The sequence below is a fragment of the Curtobacterium sp. MCPF17_021 genome, assembly GCF_003234605.2.
In the GTDB taxonomy this organism is placed as follows: Bacteria; Actinomycetota; Actinomycetes; order Actinomycetales; family Microbacteriaceae; genus Curtobacterium; species Curtobacterium flaccumfaciens.
This window is the reverse complement of record NZ_CP126252.1, coordinates 1,042,584-1,064,970: the sequence shown is the minus strand read 5'-3', so window position 1 is coordinate 1,064,970 and position 22,387 is coordinate 1,042,584. Positions and strand designations below refer to the sequence as shown.

Genomic DNA, 22,387 nt, shown 5'->3' with positions numbered 1-22,387 from the left:
CACTCCCGGGGCGGCGCCGCACCGGCTAACGCGCGGGCGCCGCCGCTGATCAGCGGGCGCGCCGCGCCGGCAGCGCCAGCACGGACAGCCCGGCGACCACCAGCACGATGCCGGCCCATCCGCCGAGCCCCAGGCGCTCCCCCACCACGAGCACCGCGAGCACCGCGGCCACGACGGGCTCGAGCAGGGACAGCAGCGTCGCGACCGACGCCGTCACCGTCCGGAGCCCGAGCGCGTACAGCGAGTGCCCGATCACCGTCGGCACCAGCGCCAGGTACAGGAACACCGGCCAGTTGCCGGCGTCGGTCAGGAACGGCCCGCCCGCCACCACGGCGAGCACGACGAGCGGCACCGCGGCCACCCCGAACACCGCGCCGACGAGCCCGCGTTCGTTCGGCCCGCGGGCAGCCCGTGCGGCTGCGACCCCGACGTCCCCACCGACCGGCATGCTGTCGGACTCCGCGCGACCGACGGCGATCGGCATCCGGCTCGTCGCGGCGTGCATCCCTCGCGCCACCGCCCACGAGTACAGCGCGTACGTCAGACCGGCGACCAGGGCGCTGCCGACGCCGACCGCGAGTGACCGCCCGCCACCGTCGTGCTCGGAGCGCGCGAGGGTGACGACGACCATGCCGACCACGCTCACCAGGGTGGCGACGACCCACCGCCGGGTGACGCGCCTCCGGTCGGCGACCCACTCGACCAGGCCGGCGAAGACGGGCGACGAGCCGATGGCCAGGGTCGTGCCGAGCGCGACCCCGGCGTCAGCGAGGGCCGCGTAGAACGCGACCGCGTAGACCACGAGCGATGCGGCCCCGAGCAGTGCCCAGCCGCGAGTCCGGCGCTGCGTGACGGCACGCAGCGTGCCCCGACCAGCGGTCGCGGCGAGCACGAGTCCGCCGAGCCCGAAGGTCACCGCACCGAACACGAACGCCGGCACACCGGGCGCGAAATGCGTCGCGGTCCCGGTGGTGCCCCAGACCGCCGCGGCGACCGCGATCGCCGCCAGGCCGCCGACGGGCCTGGAGGCACGCCCCGCGCCCGGTCCGTGGCTCACGAGACGTGGACGCTCGGCCGTCGGTTCACTTCGGGTTCCGCTTCGCGCAGGACCTCTCGCGTGACGGGGGCGACGTCGCCGGCGCCGGTGAACACGAAGCGCAGGGCGTTCCGGATGGGGCTGCCCTCGTTCCACTCGAAGTAGATGCTCGGCACCACCCCGGCGAGGTCGCGGATGGCGAGGAGCGTCGACGCGATGGTGTTCGGGACGTTGCCGGAGCGGACCTTGAGCACGCGGAACCCGTGGATGACGTGGCCTTCGACCACCAGGTCCTCTTCGAAGTCGGAGGAGTCGGCGGGCAGGACCTCGAGGAACATCGTCGGCACGCGGGCCGGGATGCCGGAGTCGCGGCGTTCCTCGCGCCCCTTCGCCCGGTACGCCTCGGCCGTGCCGGCACCGGGTTCGTTCGCGATGATGCAGACGGAGCTGAACTGGTCGGCGTCGGCCTCGACGAACTGGCGGGCGGTCGCGTCGAGCTCGATCGACGACGCCCGGAGCTCGAACGAACGCCGCACGCGCGAGATGAGCGACACCACGACGATCGCGATGATGAAGATCGCCGCGATCCGCACGCCGTCGGGCCGCTCGATCACGTTGGCGACGGTGGTGTAGACGAACACCACCGAGATCACGCCGAACGCGATGGTGCGCTTGCGCTGCTGCTTGCGGCGCGCGGACAGCGTCACCGCGACCGCGGCGCTCGTGATGAGCACGAGCACGCCGGTGGCGTAGGCGCCGCCCTGGGCGTCGACGTCGGCCTGGAAGATGATCGTGATGACGAACGCGATGAGCGTGAAGATGATCACGAGCGGACGCACCGCACGAGCCCACTGCGGTGCCATGCCGTAGCGCGGCAGGAACCGCGGCACCAGGTTGAGGAGCCCCGCCATCGCACTCGCGCCGGCGAACCACAGGATGGCGACGGTCGAGAAGTCGTAGATCGACCCGAACACGCCGCCCATGTACTCGTGCGCCAGGTACGCCAGGGCGCGCCCGTTCGCACCGCCGCCGGGCTGGAACTCGCGCTGCGGGATGAGGAACGTCGTCACGATCGACGACGTGATGAGGAACGAGCTCATGATGAGCGCCGCGACGGTCAGCAGGCGCTTGGTGCCACGGATCCGGCCCTCGGGTCGGTCGCTGGTGTCGTCGGTGGCGTCGCCGCGGACCTGTGGCATCACCGCGACACCGGTCTCGAACCCGGAGAGCCCGAGCGCGAGCTTCGGGAACACGATCAGGGCGATGCCGACCATCACGAGCGGGTTGCTGTGCTGCGCCGTCAGCCCGGACCACCAGTCACTCGCCACCATCGGGTTCTCGAACACGTGCCAGAGGGCGACGATGATGACGACGGCGTTCAGGGCGAGGAACACCGCGACGAGGCCGACCGCGATGCCGATGGCCTCCTTGAACCCGCGCAGGAACACGATGCCGAGCAGGAGCAGCAGCGCCAGGGTGAGCGGCACCGGGATCTCGGTGAACCAGTGCGGCGTGTACGGGTTCTCGGCGATGTGCGCCGTGGCGTCGGCCGCCGACAGGGTCATCGTGATCATGAAGTCCGTCACGGCGAACCCGAGCAGCACCAGCACGAGCAGCTTGCCCGCCCACCACGGCAGGAGCTTCTCGAGCATCATGATCGACCCGGCGCCCCGGAAGCTGTCGTGGGCGATCCGGCGGTAGACCGGCAGCGCCCCGAACAGCGTGACGAGCACGAGGACGATCGTCGCGATCGGCGACAGCAGCCCCGCGGCGAGCGCGGCGATGGCGGGCTGGTACCCGAGGGTGGAGAAGTAGTCGACGCCGGTCAGGCACATGACCCGCCACCACGGGTGGGTCTTCTCGACCTCGACCTGGTGCGGGCCCTGGTGGGAGGCTCCCTGGTCGGCCCCGTGCAGCATCCACCGGCGCAGGCGGGTGCTGCGGTCGAGGGGCTGCTCGGTGGCGTCGCGCTGGGCGGCCCGCTCGGCGTCTGTCGCGGTCACGTGGATGATGGTAAGCCGTCCGGGTGACCCCCGTGCACACCCGGACGGTCCTGTGGACAGGGCGCTCCCACTACCGCCGTGTGCGGGACAGTGTCGCCACGATCCCCGCCACGACCAGCAGCACACCGGCGGCGATGCAGGCGGCCAACAGCAGGGTCGTGGTGTCCACTGAGAACATCGGCAGCGCACTCACGGCCATCGCCCCGGCGAACACGAGCATCAGGACACCCCACAGAATCGTGCCGAAGCGCGCGCCACGGCGTGCGGGCCGCCGGACGGGCCCGTCGGGAGCCGCCGGTGGAGCCATCGGCGGAGTCGTCTCGTCGTTGGTCGTTCCGTCGTTCGTCATCGTCCCGTTCCTCACTCGCCGACCGTGATCGCCCGTGGCACCTCGACGCCACCGCCGAGGATCCACAGGTGCACCGTCGTCGTCTCGTCCGCATCGGCCGTGCGTGCCGCACGGTTCTCGAGCGTGGTGGTCCGGAGCACCCCACCGGTGCCGTCGTCGTCGCCTCCGCCGGTGTCGACCCCGTAGCCGACACCGCTCACCTCGACCCGCACCGGCAGGTCGGTCGGCAGCAGCACCTCGGCTCCGCCGGCGCCCAGCCAGAGGTTCACGTCGCCCCCGACCGCCGACGGTTCGAGCTCGCGGAGGTCCAGCGTCGGACCGCCGGCCAGCATCGCGAAGTTCCGTTCGGTCCCCGAGGCGGCGCGTTCGACCTGCCACGTGGTGCCACCGATCAGCGAGACCTGGGTGCCGGCAGGCAGGACCCCGGTGACCACCAGGGCCACCGCGGCGACCGTCGAGAACAGTCCGAGCACGTCGTCGTCGCGGCCGCGGATCCCGGCGACGATCGTGGCGATCGCCAGCACCGCGAGCGCGGCAGCGATCCCGAGGACCAGGACGGGCCACCCGGCCTGCTGCGCCCAGAACGCGACCCCGGCTCCGGCGACGAGTGCGAGTCCGAGGGACACGGCGACGTACGCCGCCCCGGGTCGCCGCTCCACCCGCTCGGCCCGCCGTTCGGCCGCCCGCTCGCGTTCGGCGCGCATCCGCTCCTCGTGCTGCCGTCGCCGGTCCTCGGGGCTCGCGGGTGCACCCCACTGCCAGGAGGCCCGTCCCGCGTCCGTCGCGCTGGTCGCCTCCGCGGTCCACGCGTTCCGGGCCGGGTGCGGCTCCTCGGGGCTGGTCCAGAAGTCGCCCCGCGGTGCAGCGGTCGGGTCGTTGCCGGTGCCGGTGCCGGTGCCGGTGCCGGTGCCGGTGCCGCTGCCCGCTGTCCGATCGCCGTCCACCCCGCGTCGGGCCAGGACCACGATGAGCCAGACGATCCCGCCGACGAGCACGATGCTCCACGCGGTGGCCAGGGTCGCCTCGAGCCAGCCGGGCATCCCCCAGGCATCCTGGACCCCCTGCCACCACAGGCCGCGGGCGGCGGGCACGAAGGTGAGCGCCACGAAGGCGCCGATCGCGATGAGCGCCGGGTCGAGGACACCGCGGATCATCCGCTCGACGTGGATGCGTCCGGCGGTGTCGGGCAGCAGCGCCCAGCCGACGGCGTAGGCGAGGAAGACCGGCCCACCCAGCAGCGCGACGACGATCGTCACGCCGCGGACCACGAGCGGGTCGAGCCCGGTGCGGCGGGCGACGGCACCGCACACGCCGGCGAGCCAGCGGTCGTCGGTGCGCGCGATGCCGAGGCCGCGGACCCAGGCGAAGAACCGGGTCGTCGAGTCGGCGCTGCCGGCGGCGGTGCCGGGAGCGGAGTCGTGCTGGTGATCGGTCATGGCCACCAGCATCCCGGCAGTGCTGCGCCGACACCATCGGGGTTCCCCCTGACCGGTCCCTGATCCCGGCCCCGAACACTGCTGCGGGGGCCGTCCGGGTGCCAGGATTGCCCCATGGCCACCGCGACGATGACGCGCCCGACCCCCAGGGTCGTCGGCGGGGTCTGCAGCGGGTTCGCGGCGCACACCGGGCTGCCGGTCGGGGCCGTCCGGCTCGCCACCGCGGTCCTGGTGGTCTGCGGTGGCGCCGGGCTGCTGCTCTACGCCTGGCTCTGGGCGACCGTCCCGAGTGCGCCCGCCGGTTCGGCCTCGGGCCGCGCACCGCTCAAGTCCTTCTTGACGCCTGCCGTCGGCGTCGACGGAGACGACGACGACCCCGTGTCCGCCCGTCGCGCCCCGGTCGTCGAGATCCTGCTCGGCGTGGCACTGCTCGCCGCCGCCGGCGCGGTGGTCGCAGCGCGGATGGGGGTGGCCGTCCCCCTCGAGTTCATCGTCCCCGGCGTCGTGGTCGTCACCGGCGCCGCGCTCGCCTGGCGGCAGTTCGACGCGCTCCGCAACGTCCGCACCGCCGGGTCCTCCGCCCTCGTCGTCCGGGCGCTCGGGGCCCTGGTGCTCGTCGTCCTCGGCATCCTGCTGTTCTTCACGACGAGCAGCCGCCCGAACGTCTGGACCGTGCTCACCGCCGCGGTCGCCGTCCTGGTCGGGGTCGCCGTCGTGGTCGCCCCGTGGGTGGTCCGGCTCGTCCGCGACCTCGCCGAGGAACGCGCCGCCCGCGTCCGCGACCTCGAGCGGGCCGAGTTCGCGGCGCACCTGCACGACTCGGTGCTGCAGACCCTCGCACTCATCCAGCAGAAGGCCGAGCCGGGTTCGGACGCGGCACGGCTGGCGCGGGCGCAGGAGCGCGAGCTGCGGTCCTGGCTCTTCACCGAGCGTGCGGAACCGGCGCGCGACCTCGGCACGCAGCTGCGGGACGCCGCCGTGGACATCGAGGCCGAGTACCCCGCCCGCATCGAGGTCATCGCGGTCGGACCCGCCCGCTCCGACCTGCCGGACGGGCTCGTCGCCGCCGCCCGCGAGGCGATGCTCAACGCCGCCCGGCACGCCGGTGGGACCGTGAGCGTGTACGTCGAGACCGCCGGCGACCGGGTCGAGCTCAGCATCCGCGACCGCGGCCCGGGCTTCGACGTCGACTCGGTGCCCGCGGGCCGGTACGGCGTCCGCGAGTCGATCGTCGGCCGGATGCAGCGCCTCGGCGGCCACGCGACCATCGCGCCGGGGCCGGGGCGCACCGGCACCGAGGTCCGACTGACCCTGCCGCTCGCACCCGCGGCCCAGGACGAGGAGCACGCATGACCGAGCCCGCCCCGTTGACCGTCGCGATCGTCGACGACCACTCCATCTTCCGAGCCGGCGTGCGCGCCGGGCTGCCACCGGGCCTCCAGGTCGTGGGTGAGGCGGCGACCGTCGACGAGGCCGTGACACTCGTCGCGGCCACGCGCCCGCGCGTCGTCCTGCTCGACGTGCACCTGCCGGGTGGCGGCGGTGGCGGTGGTGCCGAGGTGATCACGCGGTCCGCACCGGGGAACCCGGACACCCGGTTCCTCGCGCTGAGCGTGTCGGACGCCGCCGACGACGTCGTCCGGGTCATCCGGGCCGGCGCCCGCGGGTACATCACGAAGAGCTCGTCGAGTGCCGAGGTCGCCGAGGCCGTGGCGCGTGTCGCGGACGGCGACGCGGTGTTCTCGCCGCGCCTGGCCGGTTTCGTGCTCGACGCGTTCGGAGCGGTCAGCGGCGAGACCGCGCAGCACGACGCCGAGCTGGACCGCCTGTCCGCGCGCGAGCAGGAGGTCATGCGGCTGATCGCGCGCGGGTACGCCTACAAGGAGGTCGCGACGGAGCTGTTCATCTCGGTGAAGACCGTCGAGACTCACGTGTCGAAGGTCCTCCGGAAGCTCCAGCTGTCGAACCGGCACGAGCTGACCGCGTGGGCGCTGCAGCGCAAGCTGCTCTGATCACTTCGCGCTGATGCGGGGGTGGATGGCGCAGCCTTGTTGACCGCCCACAGCGGCCTCACTTCGCGCTGATGCGGGTGTACTTGTTGACCGCCCACGGCACGAAGACCACGAGCATCACGGCGATCCCGATCAGGACGGTCAGCACGGGGTGCTGCATCGTCCAGATGTCCGGCACCGGGGCGGACCCGACGTTGCCGAACAGTTCGCGCGCGGCCTGCACGAGCGACGACACCGGGTTCCACTCCGCGAACACGCGCAGCACCAGCGGCAGGGTGTCGCTCGGCACGAACGCGTTCGAGATGAAGGTCAGCGGGAACAGGATCATGAACGAGGCGTTGTTGATGACCTCGGGCGTCTTGACGCTCATGCCGAGCAGCGCCATGACCCAGCTGAACGCGTAGCTGAACAGCAGCAGCAGGGCGATGCCGGCCAGGAACTCGAGCGGCGACGAGTTCACCCGCCACCCGACCGCCAGGCCGGTGAGCATCATGATCGCCATCGAGATCGAGTTCAGGACGAGGTCGGAGTTCGTGCGCCCCACCAGCACGGCGGACGCCGACATCGGCAGCGTCCGGAACCGGTCGATCAGCCCCTCCTTCAGGTCCTGCGCCATCGCCGACCCGGAGAACGTCGCACCGAACACCACGGTCTGCGCGAAGATCCCCGCCATCAGGAACTGCGTGTAGTCGGTCCCCTGCACCTGGATGGCTCCGCCGTAGACCTGGCTGAACAGCAGCACGAACATGATCGGCTGCAGCACGGCGAACACGAGCATGTCCGGCGACCGCTTGAGCTTGATGAGGTTCCGCTTGGTGACGGTCCAGCCGTCCTCGACCCAGACGGCGAGCGGCGAGGTGACGACGACGGGCAGCTGGCGGCCCGGCGCGAGGGACGTGGTGGTCATCGTGCCGTCTCCTTCTGCTTGGTCGCCGCGGGTGCACCGGCGTCGTCGTCCGTCGCGGCGTGTCCGGTCAGGCGGAGGAAGACGTCGTCGAGGGTCGGACGTCGCATGCCGGCGTCGTGGAGTTCGATTCCGGCCTCGCCCAGGTCGGCGAGCACGCGCTGCAGGGCGGCCGGGCCGGCCTCCACCGCGATGGCACGGGTGCGGCCGTCGCCCGAGGTCTCGACCTCGCCGACCCCGTACCGGCGCAGCACCGTCGTCGCCGCGTCGCCGTCGGCCTCGTCGACCAGGGTCACGACCACGCGGTGCCCGCCGACCTGCGCCTTGAGCTGGTCCGCGGTGCCCTCGGCGATGACCGCGCCGTCGTCGATGACCGCGATGTCGTCGGCGAGCCGGTCGGCTTCTTCCAGGTACTGGGTGGTGAGGAGCACCGTCGCGCCCTCGGCCACGAGGTCCTCGATGATGCCCCAGAGCGCCAGACGGCTCCGGGGGTCGAGGCCCGTCGTCGGTTCGTCGAGGAACAGCACGCGCGGGTTCATCACCAGCGCCCCGGCGAGGTCGATGCGTCGCCGCATGCCGCCGGAGAAGCCCTTCACCGGACGGTCCCCCGCCTCGGACAGGTCGAAGACGTCGATGAGCTCCCGGGCACGGTCGCGCGCTGTCCTGCGGCCCAGGTGGTAGAGCCGCCCGATCATCTCGAGGTTCTCGAACCCGGTCAGGTTCTCGTCGACCGCCGCGTACTGCCCGGACACCCCGATGGACCGCCGGGTGGCCTGCGGGTCGGCGATCACGTCGATGCCGTCGATCGTCGCGGTGCCCGAGTCGGGCGTGATGAGGGTGGTCAGCACCTTCACCACCGTGGTCTTGCCCGCGCCGTTCGGCCCGAGCAGCGCCTTCACGGTGCCCTGCGGCACCGACAGGTCGAGTCCGGCCAGCGCGTGCACCGGCCCGGACTTCGACTTGTAGGTCTTGGTCAGCCCGGAGGCTTCGATGATGGCCATGTCGCTCCTTCGTCGGACACGGTGGGTACCCGGGGGTCCGGTGGAGCGACGGACGTCACTCAGACGTCGAAGTCGCCACCACCGAAGTCGCTGAAGCCACCGCCGAAGTCGGATCCGCTGTCGCCCCAGCCCGCATTGTCGAAGCCGCCGCCGTCGGATGCGCCGCCGTCGGACGCCCCGGCATCGCCGGATTCAGCACCAGTGTCCTCCGAACCACCGTCACCCGCAGCGTCGGTACCGCCATCGAACGAACCGGGGTCCGGCAGGAACGCGCTCATGATCGCCGAACCGATGACGTAGCCGGCCACCGTCCCGAGGATCGAGGCGCCGATCATGCTGCCGAACGACGGACCGCCGCGCTGACCGCCGAAACGTCCGCCGCCACCGCCGACGCCGCCGAGCGAGCGCTCCATGAAGCCCGGCTGGCGGATCTCGGAGCGGGTCGCCGACTGGGCGAGCGAGCGCGGGTCGTCACCACGGGGTGCCTCACCGGGAGGCGCGGTCCGGGTGAACTCGTCGTAGACCATGCGGCGCTGCTCGTCGGTCAGCTTGGCGAAGGCCTCGGCGTGGACCTCCTCGATGCGCTCCGGCGGTGCCGTGCGGAGCAGGTAGCGGTAGCGCTCGACCGCACGCTCGTCGTCGGTCGTCGCGCCCTGCTGCTGCGTCGGCGCACCGCCCCACTGCGGGACGCCGTACTGGTCGCCTGCGCCCTGCGGTGCGGACGGCGCCGGCTGCTGGTAGGACTGCTGGCCGTACCGGTAGCCCTGCTGCTGCGGCGGCTGCCCCCACTGGTTCTGCTGTGCGTCAGCGGATCGGTCACGCTCCGGACGTCCGAGCAGGCGGTCGAGGAATCCCATGGTCGATGCTCCTTCGGGTGCACGGTGGGCCCGGTCGAACCCGTCGTGGACTGCAACACTACGAACCCCCGGCGTCGGATGACTGAGCGCCCGCTCAGAGTCGGCCGGGAGGCGCGTGCCGGGCTGGCACCGTGCCTCCAGCCCGCACCGTGCGCACCTGCACACCCCGTGCGCGGTTCCCAGCCACGTGCGCGATTGCAGCGCCGCACCCGGCAGCCAACCCCGCACCGGATCGCCGACCCCGCACCGTGCGCACCATCCACCGGCCGGGAGGCGCGTGCCGGGCTGGCACCGCGCCTCCAGTCCGCACCGTGCGCACCTCCGCACCCCGTGCGCCGTTCCCAGCCCCGTGCGCGCTTGCAGCGCCGCACCCAGCGGCCAACCCCGCACCGCATCGCCGACCCCGCACCGAATCGCAGACACCGCACCGTGCCCACCTGCACACCCCGTGCACCGTTCCCAGCCCCGTGCGCGCTTGCAGCGCCGCACCCAGCGGCCAACCCCGCACCGCATCGCCGACCCCGCACCGTGCGCACCACCCACCGGCCGGGAGGCGCGTGTCGGCCTGGCACCGCACCTCCAGTCCGCACCGTGCCCACCTGCACACCCCGTGCACCGTTCCCAGCCCCGTGCGCGCTTGCAGCACCGCACCCAGCGGCCAACCCCGCACCGCATCGCCGACCCCGCACCGTGCGCACCACCCACCGGCCGGGAGGCGCGTGCCGGGCTGGCACCGCACCTCCAGTCCGCACCGTGCGCACCTACGCACCCCGTGCGCGGTTCCCAGCCCCGTGCGCGCTTGCAGCGCCGCACCCAGCAGCCAACCCCGCACCGGATCGCAGACCCAGCACCGTGCCTCCGGTCTGCGCCGCGTGGCTCACCCCGCGGCGAGCGCCGCCGTCCACACCGCGTGCAGCTCGTCCGCGGCCCCCGGGTGCGCCACGAGGAACGGCTCCCCCATGGGCGGGAAGCCCTCGACGGGGCCGGACGGCGTCAGCACGACACCCCCGGCCTCGTGCACGAGCAGCACCGCGGCACCGTGGTCGACCGGGTTGAAAGCCGAGACACAGCCGCCGATCCCCCGCCCGGCCGCGACCTGCGCGATCGTCAACGTGCCCGATCCCTGCACCCGCAGCGTGCACGACCGGTCGGCCAGGGCGTCGAGGAACGCCCCGAACCCCGGCCACGGGCGGTGTCCGTCGAGCTCGGTGCCGACGACGGCACCGGCGAGCGGCCGGGGTGTGTCGTCGAGTCGGAGCTGGCGGTCGCGCAGGGTGGCGCCGCGGCCACGTCGGGCCTCGAGCACCTCGCCGCGCCAGGGGTCCGCGACGACGCCGACGAGCGGACGGCCGCCGCGGGTCAGGCAGAGCGACATCGAGGTCCACGGCACGCCGTTGGCCAGGTTGGTGGTGCCGTCGACGGGGTCGAGGAACCAGCGGTGCCGGTCGCCGGGGGCCTCGCCGTACTCCTCGCCGGTGAACCCGTGCGTCGGGAACACCATCCGCACGCGGGAGCGGACGTGCTGCTCCACCAGGCGGTCGACGTCGGTGACCAGGTCGGCGGGGTTCGCCTTGGTGTGGACCTCGCTGACCGGGTGCTCGCGCGTGTAGGCGATGACCTCGTGGGCGATGCGGTGGGCCAGGGCCTGGGCGCGCGAGGCGACCTCGGTCTCGGTGGGCTCGCGGTCGCGCTCGGGCCAGCCGTCGCGCTCGGCCGCCGACAGGGCTGCTCCGATGGACCCGACGTCGTTCGTGGTGATCGAGTCGACACCGAGCCGGGCTGCCCAGATGGCGGGCTCGACGTCGTCGATGGTCCAGACGGCGACGCGCAGGCCCAGGGCGTGCGCGACCTCGACCGTGCGCGGGGTGAGGAACGCGACGTCGAGGTTGAGCGTCGACGGCGCGAGCGCCTCGAGGTCCGCGGCGACGGGCGGGTCGAGCGACTCCCACGCCAGCCAGACGTCGGCGTCGGACAGCACGGAGCGGACGGCCGTCATCGCCGCCGGTGCTCCGCACCAGGCCACCGCGGTGGAACCGGTGAAGCCCGCCACGGTGCGGGCGGCGACCAGGGCGTCCTCGGCGTCGGTCAGGTCGACGAGCAGGGTCGACCTGCAGCCGTCGAGGCGTTCGAGCGCGCCGTCGAGCCGCGGGATCCGGTCGAGGCCGTTGCCGAGCCGGGCGACGTCGCACCAGTCGACGTCGGACACCCGGCGGGCGTCGCCCCACATCCGGCCGAGGGTCTCGTCGTGCAGCAGGACGGCGACGCCGTCAGCGGTGCGGCGGACGTCGACCTCGATCACCTCGGCGCCGAGCGCCTCGGCGACCGCGATGGCGGGCAGGGTGTTCTCACGCCGGACGCGCGGCGCGCCGCGGTGGGCGACGAGGCGTGGCGGACGCACGCCGGGCCTCCCGTCCGGGCTGGTGGCGACCACACGGTCGACCGCAGCCGCAGCGGAGACCGCCGACACGGCGGCGCTCATCGGGCGACCTCGAGCAGCACGCCGTCGCGGTGGACGAGCACCTCGCCCAGCCGCACCCCGGTCTCGGTGCCGACCGCCGGCGGTGGCCCGGTGACGTAGGCGCGGAGCTCCGCGCCGTCGGTGCTGAGCACGACCTCGGCGAAGTGCCCCCGCATGAGCACCCGCGCGACCGTCGCACGGATCGGCGAGTCGTCGGTGAGCGCGACCTGCTCGGGGCGGACCAGCACCGTGTCGGCCGCCGTCGGGCTGACCGAGGTGCCGGCGAGGAACCGTCCGGTGACGACGCTCGTCGACCCGATGAACGACGCCACGAAGCTCGTGGCTGGGCGGGCGTAGAGCTCGGTCGGGGTCGCGATCTGCTCGATGCGGCCGTCGTGCATCACGGCGATCCGGTCCGAGATGCTGAGCGCTTCGTCCTGGTCGTGCGTCACGATCACGGTCGTGATGCCGAGCCGCTGCTGGATGCGGCGGATCTCGTCGCGGACGCTCACACGGAGCTTCGCATCGAGGTTCGACAGCGGCTCGTCGAGGAGCAGGACATCCGGCTCCTGCACGATGGCGCGGGCCAGGGCCACGCGCTGCTGCTCACCGCCCGAGATCGCGGTCGGCTTCGAGCCGGCGTGGTGGCTCAGGCCGACGAGCTCGAGCGCGTCGCGCACCCGCTCGGCGACCCGCTGCTTCGGCACCCGTCGGGTCCGCAGTGGGAACGCGACGTTCTGCGTCACCGTCATGTGCGGCCAGAGCGCGTAGTTCTGGAACACCATCGCGCTCGGCCGGCGCTCCGGACCGAGCGACGTGACGTCGCGGTCCCCCATGGTCACGACGCCGCCGTCGGCGGGCAGGAACCCCGCCACCATCCGGAGCGTCGTGGTCTTGCCGCAGCCGGACGGCCCCAGGAGCGAGACGAGCTCGCCCTTCGCGACGTCGAGGTCGATGCCGGCGACGACGTCGCGTCCGCCGAGCGTCTTGCGCAGTCCGCGGATGGTGAGGCCGCCGGATCGGGTCCGGTCCGTCGTGCTGCCGTCGGCCTGGAGGCCCGGTGCGCGTTCCGCGACGAGCGTTGCGTCCGTCATCTGGTCGCCTTTCGTGCTGGTGTGGGTCATCGGTGTCGGTCCGGGTGTCTGTCCGGGTGTCGGCCCGGTCGGTCGCGGCCGGGTCATCGGATCTGGAAGCCGTCCGCCAGTCGGCCGCCCATGATGTGCTTCCGGGCGAGCAGCAGCAGGACCACGGACGGGATGCTCAGCGCGATCGCGAACACCGCCGAGACCTGGCGCGGGGAGTTCAGGACGAGCGAGTACATCGCCGTCGGCATCGTCATGTACGTCGGGGCGCCGACCAGGTACGTGCCCTGCGCCTCGTCGAAGGACGCCAGGAACGACATCACCATCGCGACGAGGATCCCGGGCCAGGCGATCGGGAACGTCACCTTCCAGAAGGTGCGCCAGCGGCTGGCCCCGGCGTCGCGGGCGGCTTCCTCGAGGGACCGCGGCACGGCCGAGAACGCTGCGGCGGGCAGCCAGGTCATGAACACGACGCAGCCCAGGACGTGCACGATCAGGATGCCGGTGACCGTGTTCATGAGGTTCAGCGCGGTGAACATCGCCGACATCGTGACGAAGAGGCCCATCTTCGGGAACGCGTTCGTCGCGAACAGCCCGACGAGCACGAGGCGCCGCCCCGGGAACTCGATGCGGCTGATCGCCCACGCGGCGGGCAGGCAGACCACCGCGGCGATGAGGACCGTGAGCGGGGCGAGGACGAGCGAGTTCTGCACCGCGACGGCCAGGCTGCGGTCCTCGAACACGGTGCCCCACCACTGCAGGGTCCAGCCGTCGGGCAGCAGGTTCGGGTAGGTCCACGTCGTGGCGAAGGCCCGGGCCGCCAGCCAGACGAGCGGCCCGAGGATGAACACGGCCAGCACGATCGCCGTCGCCCAGACGAGGGCGTTGCCGGTCAGACGCTTGATCACTGCTGCTCCTGACGCTTCTCGTCGAGCTCGCCCGCGTTCGAGCGGACCGTCGAGCGGAGGTAGAAGACGCTCGCGGCCGCGGCGAACGCGAACACGATGAACGCCATCGCCGTCGACTGCTGCGGACGGTTGTAGGCCTGGAAGTACTTCGAGATGTCGACGCCGAGCATCGTCGGCGCGTTCGGACCGGTGAAGTACGGCACGGTGAATGAACCGAGGACCCCGATCACGGTGAACGTCGTCGCGATGACGAGCGGGGTCGCGGCCATCGGCAGGAGCACCTGCCAGACGACGCGCCAGGTGCTCGCCCCGGCGTCCTTCGCGGCCTCGACCAGGGCGTCCGGGGTGCCCTGCAGCGCCCCGGCGATCATGAGCACCGCGAACGGCAGGCTGGTCCAGACGCTGCCGAACACCACCGCGACGAGGGTGTAGCCCCACACCGGGACGTCCAGGCCGAACTGCGCACCGAGGCTCCGGAGGAACCCCTGCGCGTCGGTGAAGGTCAGGACCGACCAGCTCGCGATGACCACCGGCACGAAGATCGGCACCACGGCCAGGACACTGAGGGTCTTGCCGAGGAAGCCTCCGCGGAGCCGCAGGATCACCGCGACGACGACGGCAAGCCCCACGGTCAGGCCCGTCGACAGCGCGGTGACCCCGAGCGTCGCGACCAGGTCGCGCAGGAACGTGGCGTTGCCGAGCAGGGTCGCGTAGACCGCGAACGAGAAGCCGCGCACGGTGTCGCCACCGATGTCGGCGAGCGCCTGGTTCAGGCCGCCCGTGAACCCGAGGCTGAAGAGGGCGGCGTTCACCACCGGGACGCCGACGAACAGGACGACGACCAGGACCGGGGCTGCGACGAGGGCGAGGCCCTGCCACCGCCGGCGGCTGGCCAGCCGCTCCTGCGCCGTGCGCCCGCTGGCGGGGTGCGCCGGGCCCTGTGCGTGGGGCGGGACGCGCGGGACGCGCCGAGCGAGCCTGCGAGCTCGGAGTCGCCACGGGCCTCCCGGCCGGTTGCCGGGCCGTCCTGGACGGTCTGGGTCACTGCGGGACCTTCGCGTCCCACGCCGCGTTCATGTCGGCGGCGAAGTCGCTCTGGAACCCGAGGCGGAGCTGCGAGGGGTTCGCGTCGGCGAACTGCTCGGCGACCGACGCCGGCAGGCTGTCGAGCGGGATCACCGGGTAGCCGGAGACGGCGCTCGCGACGAGCTGCTGCCCCTTCGAGCTCAGCACGAAGTCGGCGAGCTTCTCGGCTGCCGCCTTCTTGGCCTTCGGCTCGGTCTTGGGGATGCCGAGGAAGCTCGCGCTGCCGGTGAACGACGGGTCGTCGATCTGCACGGCCTTGACGGTCTTCGGGATGATGCCGGTCTTCTGCGAGGTGATGAACTGGTCGCTCCAGACCGGGGCCATCGCGATCTGGCCGCTGCCGAGCAACTGCACGACCTGGTCGTTGCCGTTCGGGTAGACGCCCTTCTGGTACGTCGACGGACCGAGGTCCTTCAGGGCCGCGAAGCCCTTGTCCCACTTCGACTCGAGGGACTTGTCGTACTTCGTCTGCATCGTCTCCTGCTCGGCGGGCGTCAGGTACTTCGCGAGCACCGTGGCCACGAACGAGCCACCCGAACCGCCGGACGACGGGGAGTTGTAGGCGAACTCGCCCGGGTTGGCCTTGATCCAGGCGAGCAGGTCGTCGAGGGTCTTCGGCGGGTCCGTGACCTTCTTCGCGTCGTACGCCAGCAGCACGCTCGAGGCGCGGTACGGGATGGCGCTGTCGCCGCCCTGCTGCTTCGTGGCGTCCGGGACGTCCTTCAGGTTCGGGATCGTGCTGTCGCTGACCGGTGCCATCAGCCCGGCCTTGCCGGCGGTGGTGACGAAGCCGGCGTCGACGAGGTCGTACGCGACGGACTTGCCGGCCTTGACCGCGGTGGCGAGGTTCGCCTGGGTCTGGGCGTCGTGCTCGCCGTGCAGGTCGATGCTCGTGCTGACGTGGATCTTCGGGTTCGCCTTCTCGAAGGCGGGGATGAGCGACTTGTCCCAGAGGTCCTGGACGTTGGTGTCGCCGCTGATGAACACGGTGAGGTCGGTGGTGCCGTCGGTGTCGGAGGCGTTCGAGGCGTTGGCGCTCTGGACGCAGCCGGAGAGTGCGACGGTCGCGGCTGCCGCGATGGCGAGGCCGGCGAGGACTCGGGTCTTCACGTGGGTTCTCCCTGTTCCGTGGTGCGTGGGGTGTGGGGGTGGGGCGTGCGGGTGTGCGGGGTTCGTGCGGGCGGGCCGTGTGGGAACGTTCCCGCGCCGGGGTCGAGTGTGGCGCTGCCGGGTGAACTCCGGGTGCCGCCGGCGTCGCCGCCGGGTGAACTCCGGGTGCGGTGCGGTGCGGGCGGCGGGCGCGGTGCTGTGCGTCGGATGCGGTGACGGCGCACGGTGCGAGTTCCGCCGCCCCGTGCGAGGTTGACCGCTTCGTGCCCGGTTACAACCCTGCACGGAGCGGGCTGCTCGCCCCCGACCGGCGAAGGATGCACGGTGCGCGGCCCCGTTCGCTGCCGACGACCCCGCACCGAGCAGCCAGGTCGACGGTGGGCGACGAACCGCGCACCGTGCGCACCGGCAAGAGGCCGAACAAACTCGCACGGTGCGTGGCTGACACCCCTCAGCGCGACATGCGGACTCCGGCCTGGCGGAGCTTCGCGCGGAAGACCCACTCGTTGCGCAGGTCCGACCAGGTGAGCCGCACCACGGTTCGTACCTCGGGGAACGCGCGGAGTCGGTCTTCCCGGATCTTCTCGTCGAACAGCGCTTCCTCCGGCGTCCGTCCCCGCAGGTACGCACTGCTCCGGTACTTCACGGCTCCGTCGAACTCGACCACGACCCCGGCGTCCGGGAACCAGAAGTCCACGACGATGTCCGGCTCGCCGGGCGCTCGGAAGCGGTGCTGGAGGACCGGCGGTGGTGTCCCGAACTGGTCGAACCGCGCTCGTGCGTACGACTCCCCCGGTGAGTCCGATGCGGCATCGGCGAACCCGATCGCCCGGAGCGCGCGACGTCGTCCCTTCTGCCCGCGCCGCTCGATCGCCGACCGGACGTCTTCGCGCTCGACCTCGCGACGGAGGAGCGCATCGAGGGACACGACTGCGTCGGTGAACGGCAGTGTGAGTGCGAGGTCAGTCGCCAGCCGATCGAGTCCGCACAACAGCAACCCGTCGGGCGTGGCGACCGGACGCTCGTTCCGTTCGGCGTCGAGGTCGGCGTGCACCACGAAGGTCGCGTTCGTGGTGCGCCGGTCGGCACCGCGTGAGGTCACGTGGATCCGTGTCGGTGGTGGGGTGAGCAGGGGCACACCGAAGACGACGGCGGCGGAGACGTGTGAGATCAGGTCTCCGGGGCGGATCCGGTCGGCGAACGAGCGCAGCCGGACGTGGTGCTGCTCACTTGGGCGGAGCGCGGCCCATCCCGCAGACTCCGCGTACAGTCCGCGTGCTACCCGTGTGAGCTCGCCCGCAGCGGCCCGACGTCTGATGACATCGGACTCGTCGGGGCGCTGGGCGGAGGTTCGGAACGTGAGGACTTCGGGGACCGGTGCGAGCTTGAGGTTCATCGACATACTCGTGATGCTCCGGATCCTCCGCCTTCGGAGCAGCACCGCATGGGCGTGCTGTGGAGGACCAGCCGCGCCGAGCACCTTGTGGAGGAATGAGCGAGCAGCCCGGGGCCTGCGAGAATGAGCGGGTGAACGCACGCACCTGGGGTTGGCTCGCAGCCGTCATCGACGTCGTCCTCATCGTCGTCTTCGCGCTCATCGGGCGCTCGTCGCACGGTGAGGCCAACACGGCGCTGGCGCTCTGGACCACCGCCTACCCGTTCCTGGCCGGTTGGGCGATCGGGTACGTGACGAGCGGTGCCTGGGCTCGACCGCTGCGCTTCTGGCCGACCGATGTCGTGGTCTGGGTCCTCACGGTCTTCGTCGGTCTGGCCATCCGCGTCGCCACCGGGCAGGGGGACGTCGACGGCAACCCGCTGCCGATCTCGTTCGTCATCGTCGCGACCATCGTGCTCGGGGTGTTCCTGCTCGGCTGGCGCGCGATCGCCCGCGGTGTGCTCCGGTTCACCGCGTCGCGGTCGCGACGGGACGCCGCAGCGTCCGACGCGTGAACGGCAGCCGCGGTTCCCAACCGACGATCCTCGACGTCGCCGCACGTGCGGGGGTCTCGAAGTCGGCGGTGAGCCGGGTGCTCTCCGGGACCGGACGGTTCTCGGACGAGACCCGCGAGCGCGTCGAACGCGCGGCAGCCGAGCTCGGGTACGTCGCGAACGCGATGGCTCGCGGGCTGGTCAGCGGGCGGACGAACACGATCGGGATGCTCGTCCGGGATGCATCGTCGATGGTCTACACCGCACTGCACGCCGTGATGGAGCGCCGCGCATCGGAGCTCGGCTACCGCGTCGTCACCACGACGGGCGTCGGTCGGGTCGAGGACGAGAAGTCCGCCCTCGCCGCACTCGTGTCCATGCGCGTCGACGGGCTCGTCGTGTGCAGCGGCCTGATGCCGTCCGCCGACATCGCCGAGTTCGCGCCCCGCATCGCCACCGTCGTCGCGGGTCGGCCCGAGCTGCACCCGGCGCTCTCGAGCGTCTACTGCGACGAGGTCGACGGTGGGGCTTCCATCGCGGACGCCGTCGCCGATGCCGGCCACACCACGGCCGTGGTGTTCACCGTCCCGCTCGACAACGCGATCACGCAGCACGCGCGATCGTCGGCGATGCTCGAGCGGCTCCGAGCACGAGGCGTCCGGGTGATCGACATCGACGCGAGCTTCGTGCGGCCACCCGACGACCTCGCCGCCGACCTGGTGGACGCCGTGCAGGAGTCGGGCGTGACCGCGGTGATGTGCCCGACCGACCGGCTCATGCTCGACGTGTGCGAGGCGCTCGCCCGCCGAGGTGTCGAGGTCCCGCGCGACCTCTCAGTCACCGGGTTCGACGGCGTCTACCCGCTGGCGAGCGACTGGATCGGCTTCACGACACTCGAGCAACCGATCGAGCGCATCGGCCGCGAGGCCATCGACCTCGTCATCGGCCGCATCGACGACCCCACGCGCCCGGTCGAGCACCGCTCACTGCGCGGCACCGTGATCCCCGGCCGCACCCTGCTCCCCCGCTGACGCCGATCCCCTGACCCGCCGACCCGCCGACCTCGCACGGTGCGCGTCGACTCAACCCGTGCAGGCTCCGGGCCTGGCGCACGGTGCGAGGTCGCTCAAACCGCGCACGATTCGTGATGCCGTGCGAGGCTCGAGAAGCACGCACGGCGCGAGGTTCGTCACACGGTGCCACCGTGGTGGCTCCGTGCGGCGCTACAAGCGTGCACCGAGCGGTCAACCTCGCACGGGCCGACACAGACAGCACCGTGCGGCTTCGACCCACGGTCGCCGCCCGCGCCCGCGCCCGCGCCCGCGCCCGCGCCTAGAACAACCCGCTGCGCGGCCCGTCCTCCGGCCCGTCGAACCCGCGGAACATGTCCGACACCAGCGCCTCGATCTGCGGCTCCACCAGGCGTTCCACGGCCTCGGCGATCCGCGGCCGGTGGTCGATGAGCGCCAGGCACACCGCGGTGCCGGCCGACCGCGCACTCTCGTCGGACAGCGCGATCTCGTGCCGGAGCGCGGCCTTCGCCTCGTCGGACAACGGCTCGCGCGGCGTCTGCTCCCCCGCACCGGTGCCGGCCAGCTCGCCGAGGGTGAACAGGAACGGCGACCCCGGCGACGGCTCGGGGTCCACGTCGAGGCCCTGGAACTCCGGCGACAACCCTTCGGCAGGCTGGTACCCGGCGTGCCGCTTCCGGGCCGCCGCCCGCTCGAGTTCGCGCTGCAGCAGCGGCAGGTTCTTCGCCGTGTAGTCGTCGACGGCGTCCTCGACGATCGTCGAGATCCGCCCGATCAGCGCGTGCTGGACGGCGTGCGGCACGTCGGGTCCGAACCCCGCGGCCGCGGCGATCGGGGACCCGGTGCACTTCCGGCAGATGCGCGTGCGCGGGCGGGCGGTCCCGATCTGCCAGCGCGGCAGCCAGCGCAGCCACAGGTCGACCGCGCCCCGCACGCGACCGTCGATGCCGTCCATCCCTCAACAGTAGGCCTGGAGGCGCGGATCACCCCCGGCACACCGCGCCGGTCGGGCAATCCGCCGGTTCTCAGGCCTGTGGTTCCGTCACGAAGTCGATCAGCTCCTCGACACGGCCGAGCAGCTCCGGCTCGAGGTCGGCGAAGGTGCGCACCTGCCCGAGGATCCGCTGCCATGCCCGGGCGATGTCGGCCTGCTCGGCGTGCGGCCAGCCGAGCGCCTGGCAGATGCCCGCCTTCCACTCGATCGAGCGCGGGATCGTCGGCCACGCCCGCAGCCCGACCCGCGCCGGCTTGACCGACTGCCAGACGTCGACGAACGGGTGCCCGACGACGAGCACGTGCGCGCCCCACTTCCCGCGCATCACGGCGTCGGCGAAGCGGGACTCCTTCGACCCGGGCACCAGGTGGTCGACCAGGACCCCGACCCGGCGCTCCCGCGTCGGCTGGAACTCGTCGAGCACGGCGGCCAGGTTGTCGACGCCGGAGAGTTCCTCGACCACGACGCCCTCGACGCGCAGGTCGGCGCCCCAGACCTTCTCGACGAGTTCCGCGTCGTGCTTGCCCTCGACCATGATGCGGCTGGGGAGCGCCACCCGAGCACGCTGCGACTCCACGGCGAACGATCCGGACGCGGTGCGGAGGCGACCACCGTCGGACGCCTGCCGCACGGCGGGCGCGCCCCCGGGCCTCCAGTCCGCATGGACGGAACCGACGGCACCGACGGAACCAGCGGCACCCGCACGGCCAGCGGAACCAGCAGCACCAGCCCCGGCTGACCGCCCGACCGGCGCCGACGGCCGCCCCAGCGTCACCAGCTCACCCTCGAGCAGGAACTGCCCGGTGAACGGGAAGGAGCGCGTGCGGCCCTTCCAGTCCTCGAGCGCGATGTTGCCGGCTTCGAGCCCCACCACGGCACCGGCCCACCCGGAGTCGGGGTCCTCGAGCACCATGTCCCGTTCGAGCGGCACCTGCCGCACCTTCTTCACCCCGCGCGAGCGCCAGTCCCCCGAGAGCACATCGCCGCCGTACCGGTCGTCGTCCACCCGCACGAGGGTACTGTCGACGACGGCCCGGACGACGTCGACCGCGCCGGTTCCCCATCATCTCGACGGAAGGCCCCCCCGTGCGCGCAGCGATCATCCACGCCCCGAACGACATCCGCGTCGAGGAGCGCGACCGACCCGGGCTGCTGTCCGGCAAGGACGTCGTCGTCAAGGTCCTCGCGGCCTGTGTCTGCGGATCGGACCTCTGGCCCTACCGCGGCGTCACCGAGACGAAGCAGCCGCGGCCGATCGGCCACGAGCTCGTCGGCGAGGTCGTCGCCGTCGATGACGACGTCACCGGCCTGCACGAGGGCGACTTCGTCATCTCCCCCTTCACCATGAACGACGGCACCTGCCAGGCCTGCCGCAACGGCATGACCACCGGCTGCGACCACCTGTCCGGGTTCGGCAGCACGGACGCGTACGGCGACCCCGTCGGCGGCGCACAGGCCGAGTACGTGCGGATCCCGGACGCCGATGCCACGCTCGTCGCGGTCCCCGGTCCGGTCGACCCGGCCCTGGTGCCGTCGCTGCTCACCCTGTCCGACGTCTTCTCGACCGGCCACCACGCCGCCGTGTCGGCAGCGGTCGGCCCCGGCAAGACCGTCGTCGTGGTCGGCGACGGCGCGGTCGGCCTGTCCGCGGTGCTCGCCTCGAAGCGGCTCGGTGCGGACCGCATCATCGCGATGAGCCGGCACGCCGACCGTCAGGCGCTCGCTCGCGAGTTCGGTGCCACCGACATCGTGGCGGAGCGCGGCGACGAGGGAGTCGCGGCGGTCCGCGCGCTGCTCGGCGGCGACCTGGCCGACTGCGCCGTGGAGGCCGTCGGCACCGAGGAGAGCATGGACCAGGCGCTGCACTCGGTCCGCCCCGGCGGCAACGTCGGTTTCGTCGGGGTCCCGCACGGGGTGCCGACCATCGGCACGCGCTACCTGTTCGACACGAACATCGCCATCGCGGGCGGCATGGCCCCGGCCCGGAAGTACATCCCCGAGCTGCTCCCCGACGTGCTGTCCGGCGCGATCGACCCCGGTCGCGTCTTCGACCTCGAGCTGCCGCTCGACGAGGCCGCCGAGGCCTACCGCGCGATGGACGAGCGCCGGGCCATCAAGGTGCTGCTGCGCCCGTAGCGGCGCGCGTCGTGGACGCACCGGCAGACGGACGGGAGGCCCGTGGCGGCGTCGC

General features: G+C 72.5%; 20 protein-coding genes. 5 read left to right on the top strand and 15 right to left on the bottom strand.

The annotated features are described in order from the left end of the window. Nucleotides 1-49 precede the first annotated feature (49 nt). From DEJ29_RS05130 to DEJ29_RS05115, 4 genes are all read right to left on the bottom strand, one after another. Nucleotides 50-1,057: an EamA family transporter gene (locus DEJ29_RS05130; protein ID WP_111096066.1), complete on the bottom strand. Its 1,008-nt coding sequence runs from the start codon at nt 1,055-1,057 to the stop codon at nt 50-52. Further along, nucleotides 1,054-2,955, bottom strand: a complete 1,902-nt coding sequence (locus DEJ29_RS05125; protein ID WP_217500037.1) for an APC family permease — start codon at nt 2,953-2,955, stop codon at nt 1,054-1,056. The genes DEJ29_RS05130 and DEJ29_RS05125 overlap by 4 nt, the downstream gene beginning before the upstream one ends. Nucleotides 2,956-3,109: 154 nt before the next feature. Continuing rightward, nucleotides 3,110-3,388, bottom strand: coding sequence for a hypothetical protein (locus DEJ29_RS05120; protein WP_111046348.1), 279 nt, complete (start codon nt 3,386-3,388; stop codon nt 3,110-3,112). Between the two features lie 11 nt (nt 3,389-3,399). After that, complete coding sequence (locus DEJ29_RS05115) at nt 3,400-4,824, bottom strand: PspC domain-containing protein (protein ID WP_181438296.1); 1,425 nt, start codon at nt 4,822-4,824, stop codon at nt 3,400-3,402. A gap of 114 nt (nt 4,825-4,938) precedes the next feature. Between DEJ29_RS05115 and DEJ29_RS05110 the strand changes: the two genes are divergently transcribed. Together DEJ29_RS05110 and DEJ29_RS05105 are read left to right on the top strand one after the other, a co-directional pair. Beyond that, the gene (locus DEJ29_RS05110; protein ID WP_111096064.1) at nt 4,939-6,177 is read left to right on the top strand and encodes an ATP-binding protein; all 1,239 of its coding nucleotides are present in this window, start codon (nt 4,939-4,941) and stop codon (nt 6,175-6,177) included. Continuing rightward, nucleotides 6,174-6,836, top strand: a complete 663-nt coding sequence (locus DEJ29_RS05105; protein WP_111096063.1) for a LuxR C-terminal-related transcriptional regulator — start codon at nt 6,174-6,176, stop codon at nt 6,834-6,836. Before DEJ29_RS05110 ends, DEJ29_RS05105 begins: the two co-directional genes overlap by 4 nt. Nucleotides 6,837-6,894: 58 nt before the next feature. Here the strand turns inward: DEJ29_RS05105 and DEJ29_RS05100 are convergent, their stop codons facing one another. From DEJ29_RS05100 to DEJ29_RS05060, 9 genes are all read right to left on the bottom strand, one after another. Then, nucleotides 6,895-7,743: an ABC transporter permease gene (locus DEJ29_RS05100; protein WP_051596514.1), complete on the bottom strand. Its 849-nt coding sequence runs from the start codon at nt 7,741-7,743 to the stop codon at nt 6,895-6,897. Then, a complete protein-coding gene (locus DEJ29_RS05095; protein WP_111022661.1) occupies nt 7,740-8,741 on the bottom strand; it encodes an ATP-binding cassette domain-containing protein in 1,002 nt (333 codons plus the stop codon). The genes DEJ29_RS05100 and DEJ29_RS05095 overlap by 4 nt, the downstream gene beginning before the upstream one ends. Before the next feature lie 59 nt (nt 8,742-8,800). Next, a complete protein-coding gene (locus DEJ29_RS05090; RefSeq protein ID WP_071405482.1) occupies nt 8,801-9,598 on the bottom strand; it encodes a hypothetical protein in 798 nt (265 codons plus the stop codon). 877 nt (nt 9,599-10,475) lie between these two features. Next, the gene (locus DEJ29_RS05085; RefSeq protein WP_111096062.1) at nt 10,476-12,077 is read right to left on the bottom strand and encodes an inositol monophosphatase family protein; all 1,602 of its coding nucleotides are present in this window, start codon (nt 12,075-12,077) and stop codon (nt 10,476-10,478) included. Next, complete coding sequence (locus tag DEJ29_RS05080; protein WP_258376040.1) at nt 12,074-13,150, bottom strand: ABC transporter ATP-binding protein; 1,077 nt, start codon at nt 13,148-13,150, stop codon at nt 12,074-12,076. The genes DEJ29_RS05085 and DEJ29_RS05080 overlap by 4 nt, the downstream gene beginning before the upstream one ends. 83 nt (nt 13,151-13,233) lie before the next feature. Next, on the bottom strand, nt 13,234-14,046 hold the full coding sequence (locus DEJ29_RS05075) for an ABC transporter permease (protein WP_017886992.1): 813 nt from the start codon (nt 14,044-14,046) through the stop codon (nt 13,234-13,236). Further along, on the bottom strand, nt 14,043-14,858 hold the full coding sequence (locus DEJ29_RS05070; RefSeq protein ID WP_284174107.1) for an ABC transporter permease: 816 nt from the start codon (nt 14,856-14,858) through the stop codon (nt 14,043-14,045). The genes DEJ29_RS05075 and DEJ29_RS05070 overlap by 4 nt, the downstream gene beginning before the upstream one ends. Before the next feature lie 229 nt (nt 14,859-15,087). Then, nucleotides 15,088-16,242, bottom strand: a complete 1,155-nt coding sequence (locus tag DEJ29_RS05065) for an extracellular solute-binding protein (RefSeq protein ID WP_110891788.1) — start codon at nt 16,240-16,242, stop codon at nt 15,088-15,090. 451 nt (nt 16,243-16,693) lie between these two features. Then, nucleotides 16,694-17,644, bottom strand: a complete 951-nt coding sequence (locus tag DEJ29_RS05060; protein WP_111094774.1) for a hypothetical protein — start codon at nt 17,642-17,644, stop codon at nt 16,694-16,696. 125 nt (nt 17,645-17,769) lie between these two features. On the opposite strand from DEJ29_RS05060, the gene DEJ29_RS05055 reads away from it, so the two are divergent. Together DEJ29_RS05055 and DEJ29_RS05050 are read left to right on the top strand one after the other, a co-directional pair. Continuing rightward, nucleotides 17,770-18,192 (top strand): DUF3054 domain-containing protein, encoded by a 423-nt coding sequence (locus DEJ29_RS05055; protein ID WP_220037328.1) that lies wholly within the window; start codon nt 17,770-17,772, stop codon nt 18,190-18,192. Beyond that, entirely contained in the window at nt 18,189-19,202 is a 1,014-nt protein-coding gene (locus DEJ29_RS05050; protein WP_027464613.1) for a LacI family DNA-binding transcriptional regulator, read from the top strand. Before DEJ29_RS05055 ends, DEJ29_RS05050 begins: the two co-directional genes overlap by 4 nt. A 301-nt stretch (nt 19,203-19,503) precedes the next feature. Here DEJ29_RS05050 and DEJ29_RS05045 read toward each other — a convergent pair whose 3' ends face one another. Together DEJ29_RS05045 and DEJ29_RS05040 are read right to left on the bottom strand one after the other, a co-directional pair. After that, on the bottom strand, nt 19,504-20,157 hold the full coding sequence (locus tag DEJ29_RS05045) for a spermidine/putrescine ABC transporter substrate-binding protein (protein WP_111094772.1): 654 nt from the start codon (nt 20,155-20,157) through the stop codon (nt 19,504-19,506). A gap of 70 nt (nt 20,158-20,227) precedes the next feature. Next, nucleotides 20,228-21,202, bottom strand: a complete 975-nt coding sequence (locus tag DEJ29_RS05040; protein ID WP_111094771.1) for a DUF3097 domain-containing protein — start codon at nt 21,200-21,202, stop codon at nt 20,228-20,230. Nucleotides 21,203-21,282: 80 nt separating this feature from the next. Between DEJ29_RS05040 and DEJ29_RS05035 the strand changes: the two genes are divergently transcribed. Then, entirely contained in the window at nt 21,283-22,332 is a 1,050-nt protein-coding gene (locus DEJ29_RS05035) for a zinc-dependent alcohol dehydrogenase family protein (protein ID WP_111094770.1), read from the top strand. Nucleotides 22,333-22,387 lie beyond the last annotated feature (55 nt).

Excerpts from the sequence above, each read along its gene's own strand:
- DEJ29_RS05125 (WP_217500037.1), bottom strand. The coding sequence starts at position 2,955 with ATGCTGCACGGGGCCGACCAGGGAGCCTCCCACCAGGGCCCGCACCAG.
- DEJ29_RS05120 (WP_111046348.1), bottom strand. The coding sequence starts at position 3,388 with ATGACGAACGACGGAACGACCAACGACGAGACGACTCCGCCGATGGCT.
- DEJ29_RS05115 (WP_181438296.1), bottom strand. The coding sequence starts at position 4,824 with ATGACCGATCACCAGCACGACTCCGCTCCCGGCACCGCCGCCGGCAGC.
- DEJ29_RS05110 (WP_111096064.1), top strand. The coding sequence starts at position 4,939 with ATGGCCACCGCGACGATGACGCGCCCGACCCCCAGGGTCGTCGGCGGG.
- DEJ29_RS05105 (WP_111096063.1), top strand. The coding sequence starts at position 6,174 with ATGACCGAGCCCGCCCCGTTGACCGTCGCGATCGTCGACGACCACTCC.
- DEJ29_RS05100 (WP_051596514.1), bottom strand. The coding sequence starts at position 7,743 with ATGACCACCACGTCCCTCGCGCCGGGCCGCCAGCTGCCCGTCGTCGTC.
- DEJ29_RS05095 (WP_111022661.1), bottom strand. The coding sequence starts at position 8,741 with ATGGCCATCATCGAAGCCTCCGGGCTGACCAAGACCTACAAGTCGAAG.
- DEJ29_RS05090 (WP_071405482.1), bottom strand. The coding sequence starts at position 9,598 with ATGGGATTCCTCGACCGCCTGCTCGGACGTCCGGAGCGTGACCGATCC.
- DEJ29_RS05085 (WP_111096062.1), bottom strand. The coding sequence starts at position 12,077 with ATGAGCGCCGCCGTGTCGGCGGTCTCCGCTGCGGCTGCGGTCGACCGT.
- DEJ29_RS05080 (WP_258376040.1), bottom strand. The coding sequence starts at position 13,150 with ATGACGGACGCAACGCTCGTCGCGGAACGCGCACCGGGCCTCCAGGCC.
- DEJ29_RS05060 (WP_111094774.1), bottom strand. The coding sequence starts at position 17,644 with ATGTCGATGAACCTCAAGCTCGCACCGGTCCCCGAAGTCCTCACGTTC.
- DEJ29_RS05045 (WP_111094772.1), bottom strand. The coding sequence starts at position 20,157 with ATGGACGGCATCGACGGTCGCGTGCGGGGCGCGGTCGACCTGTGGCTG.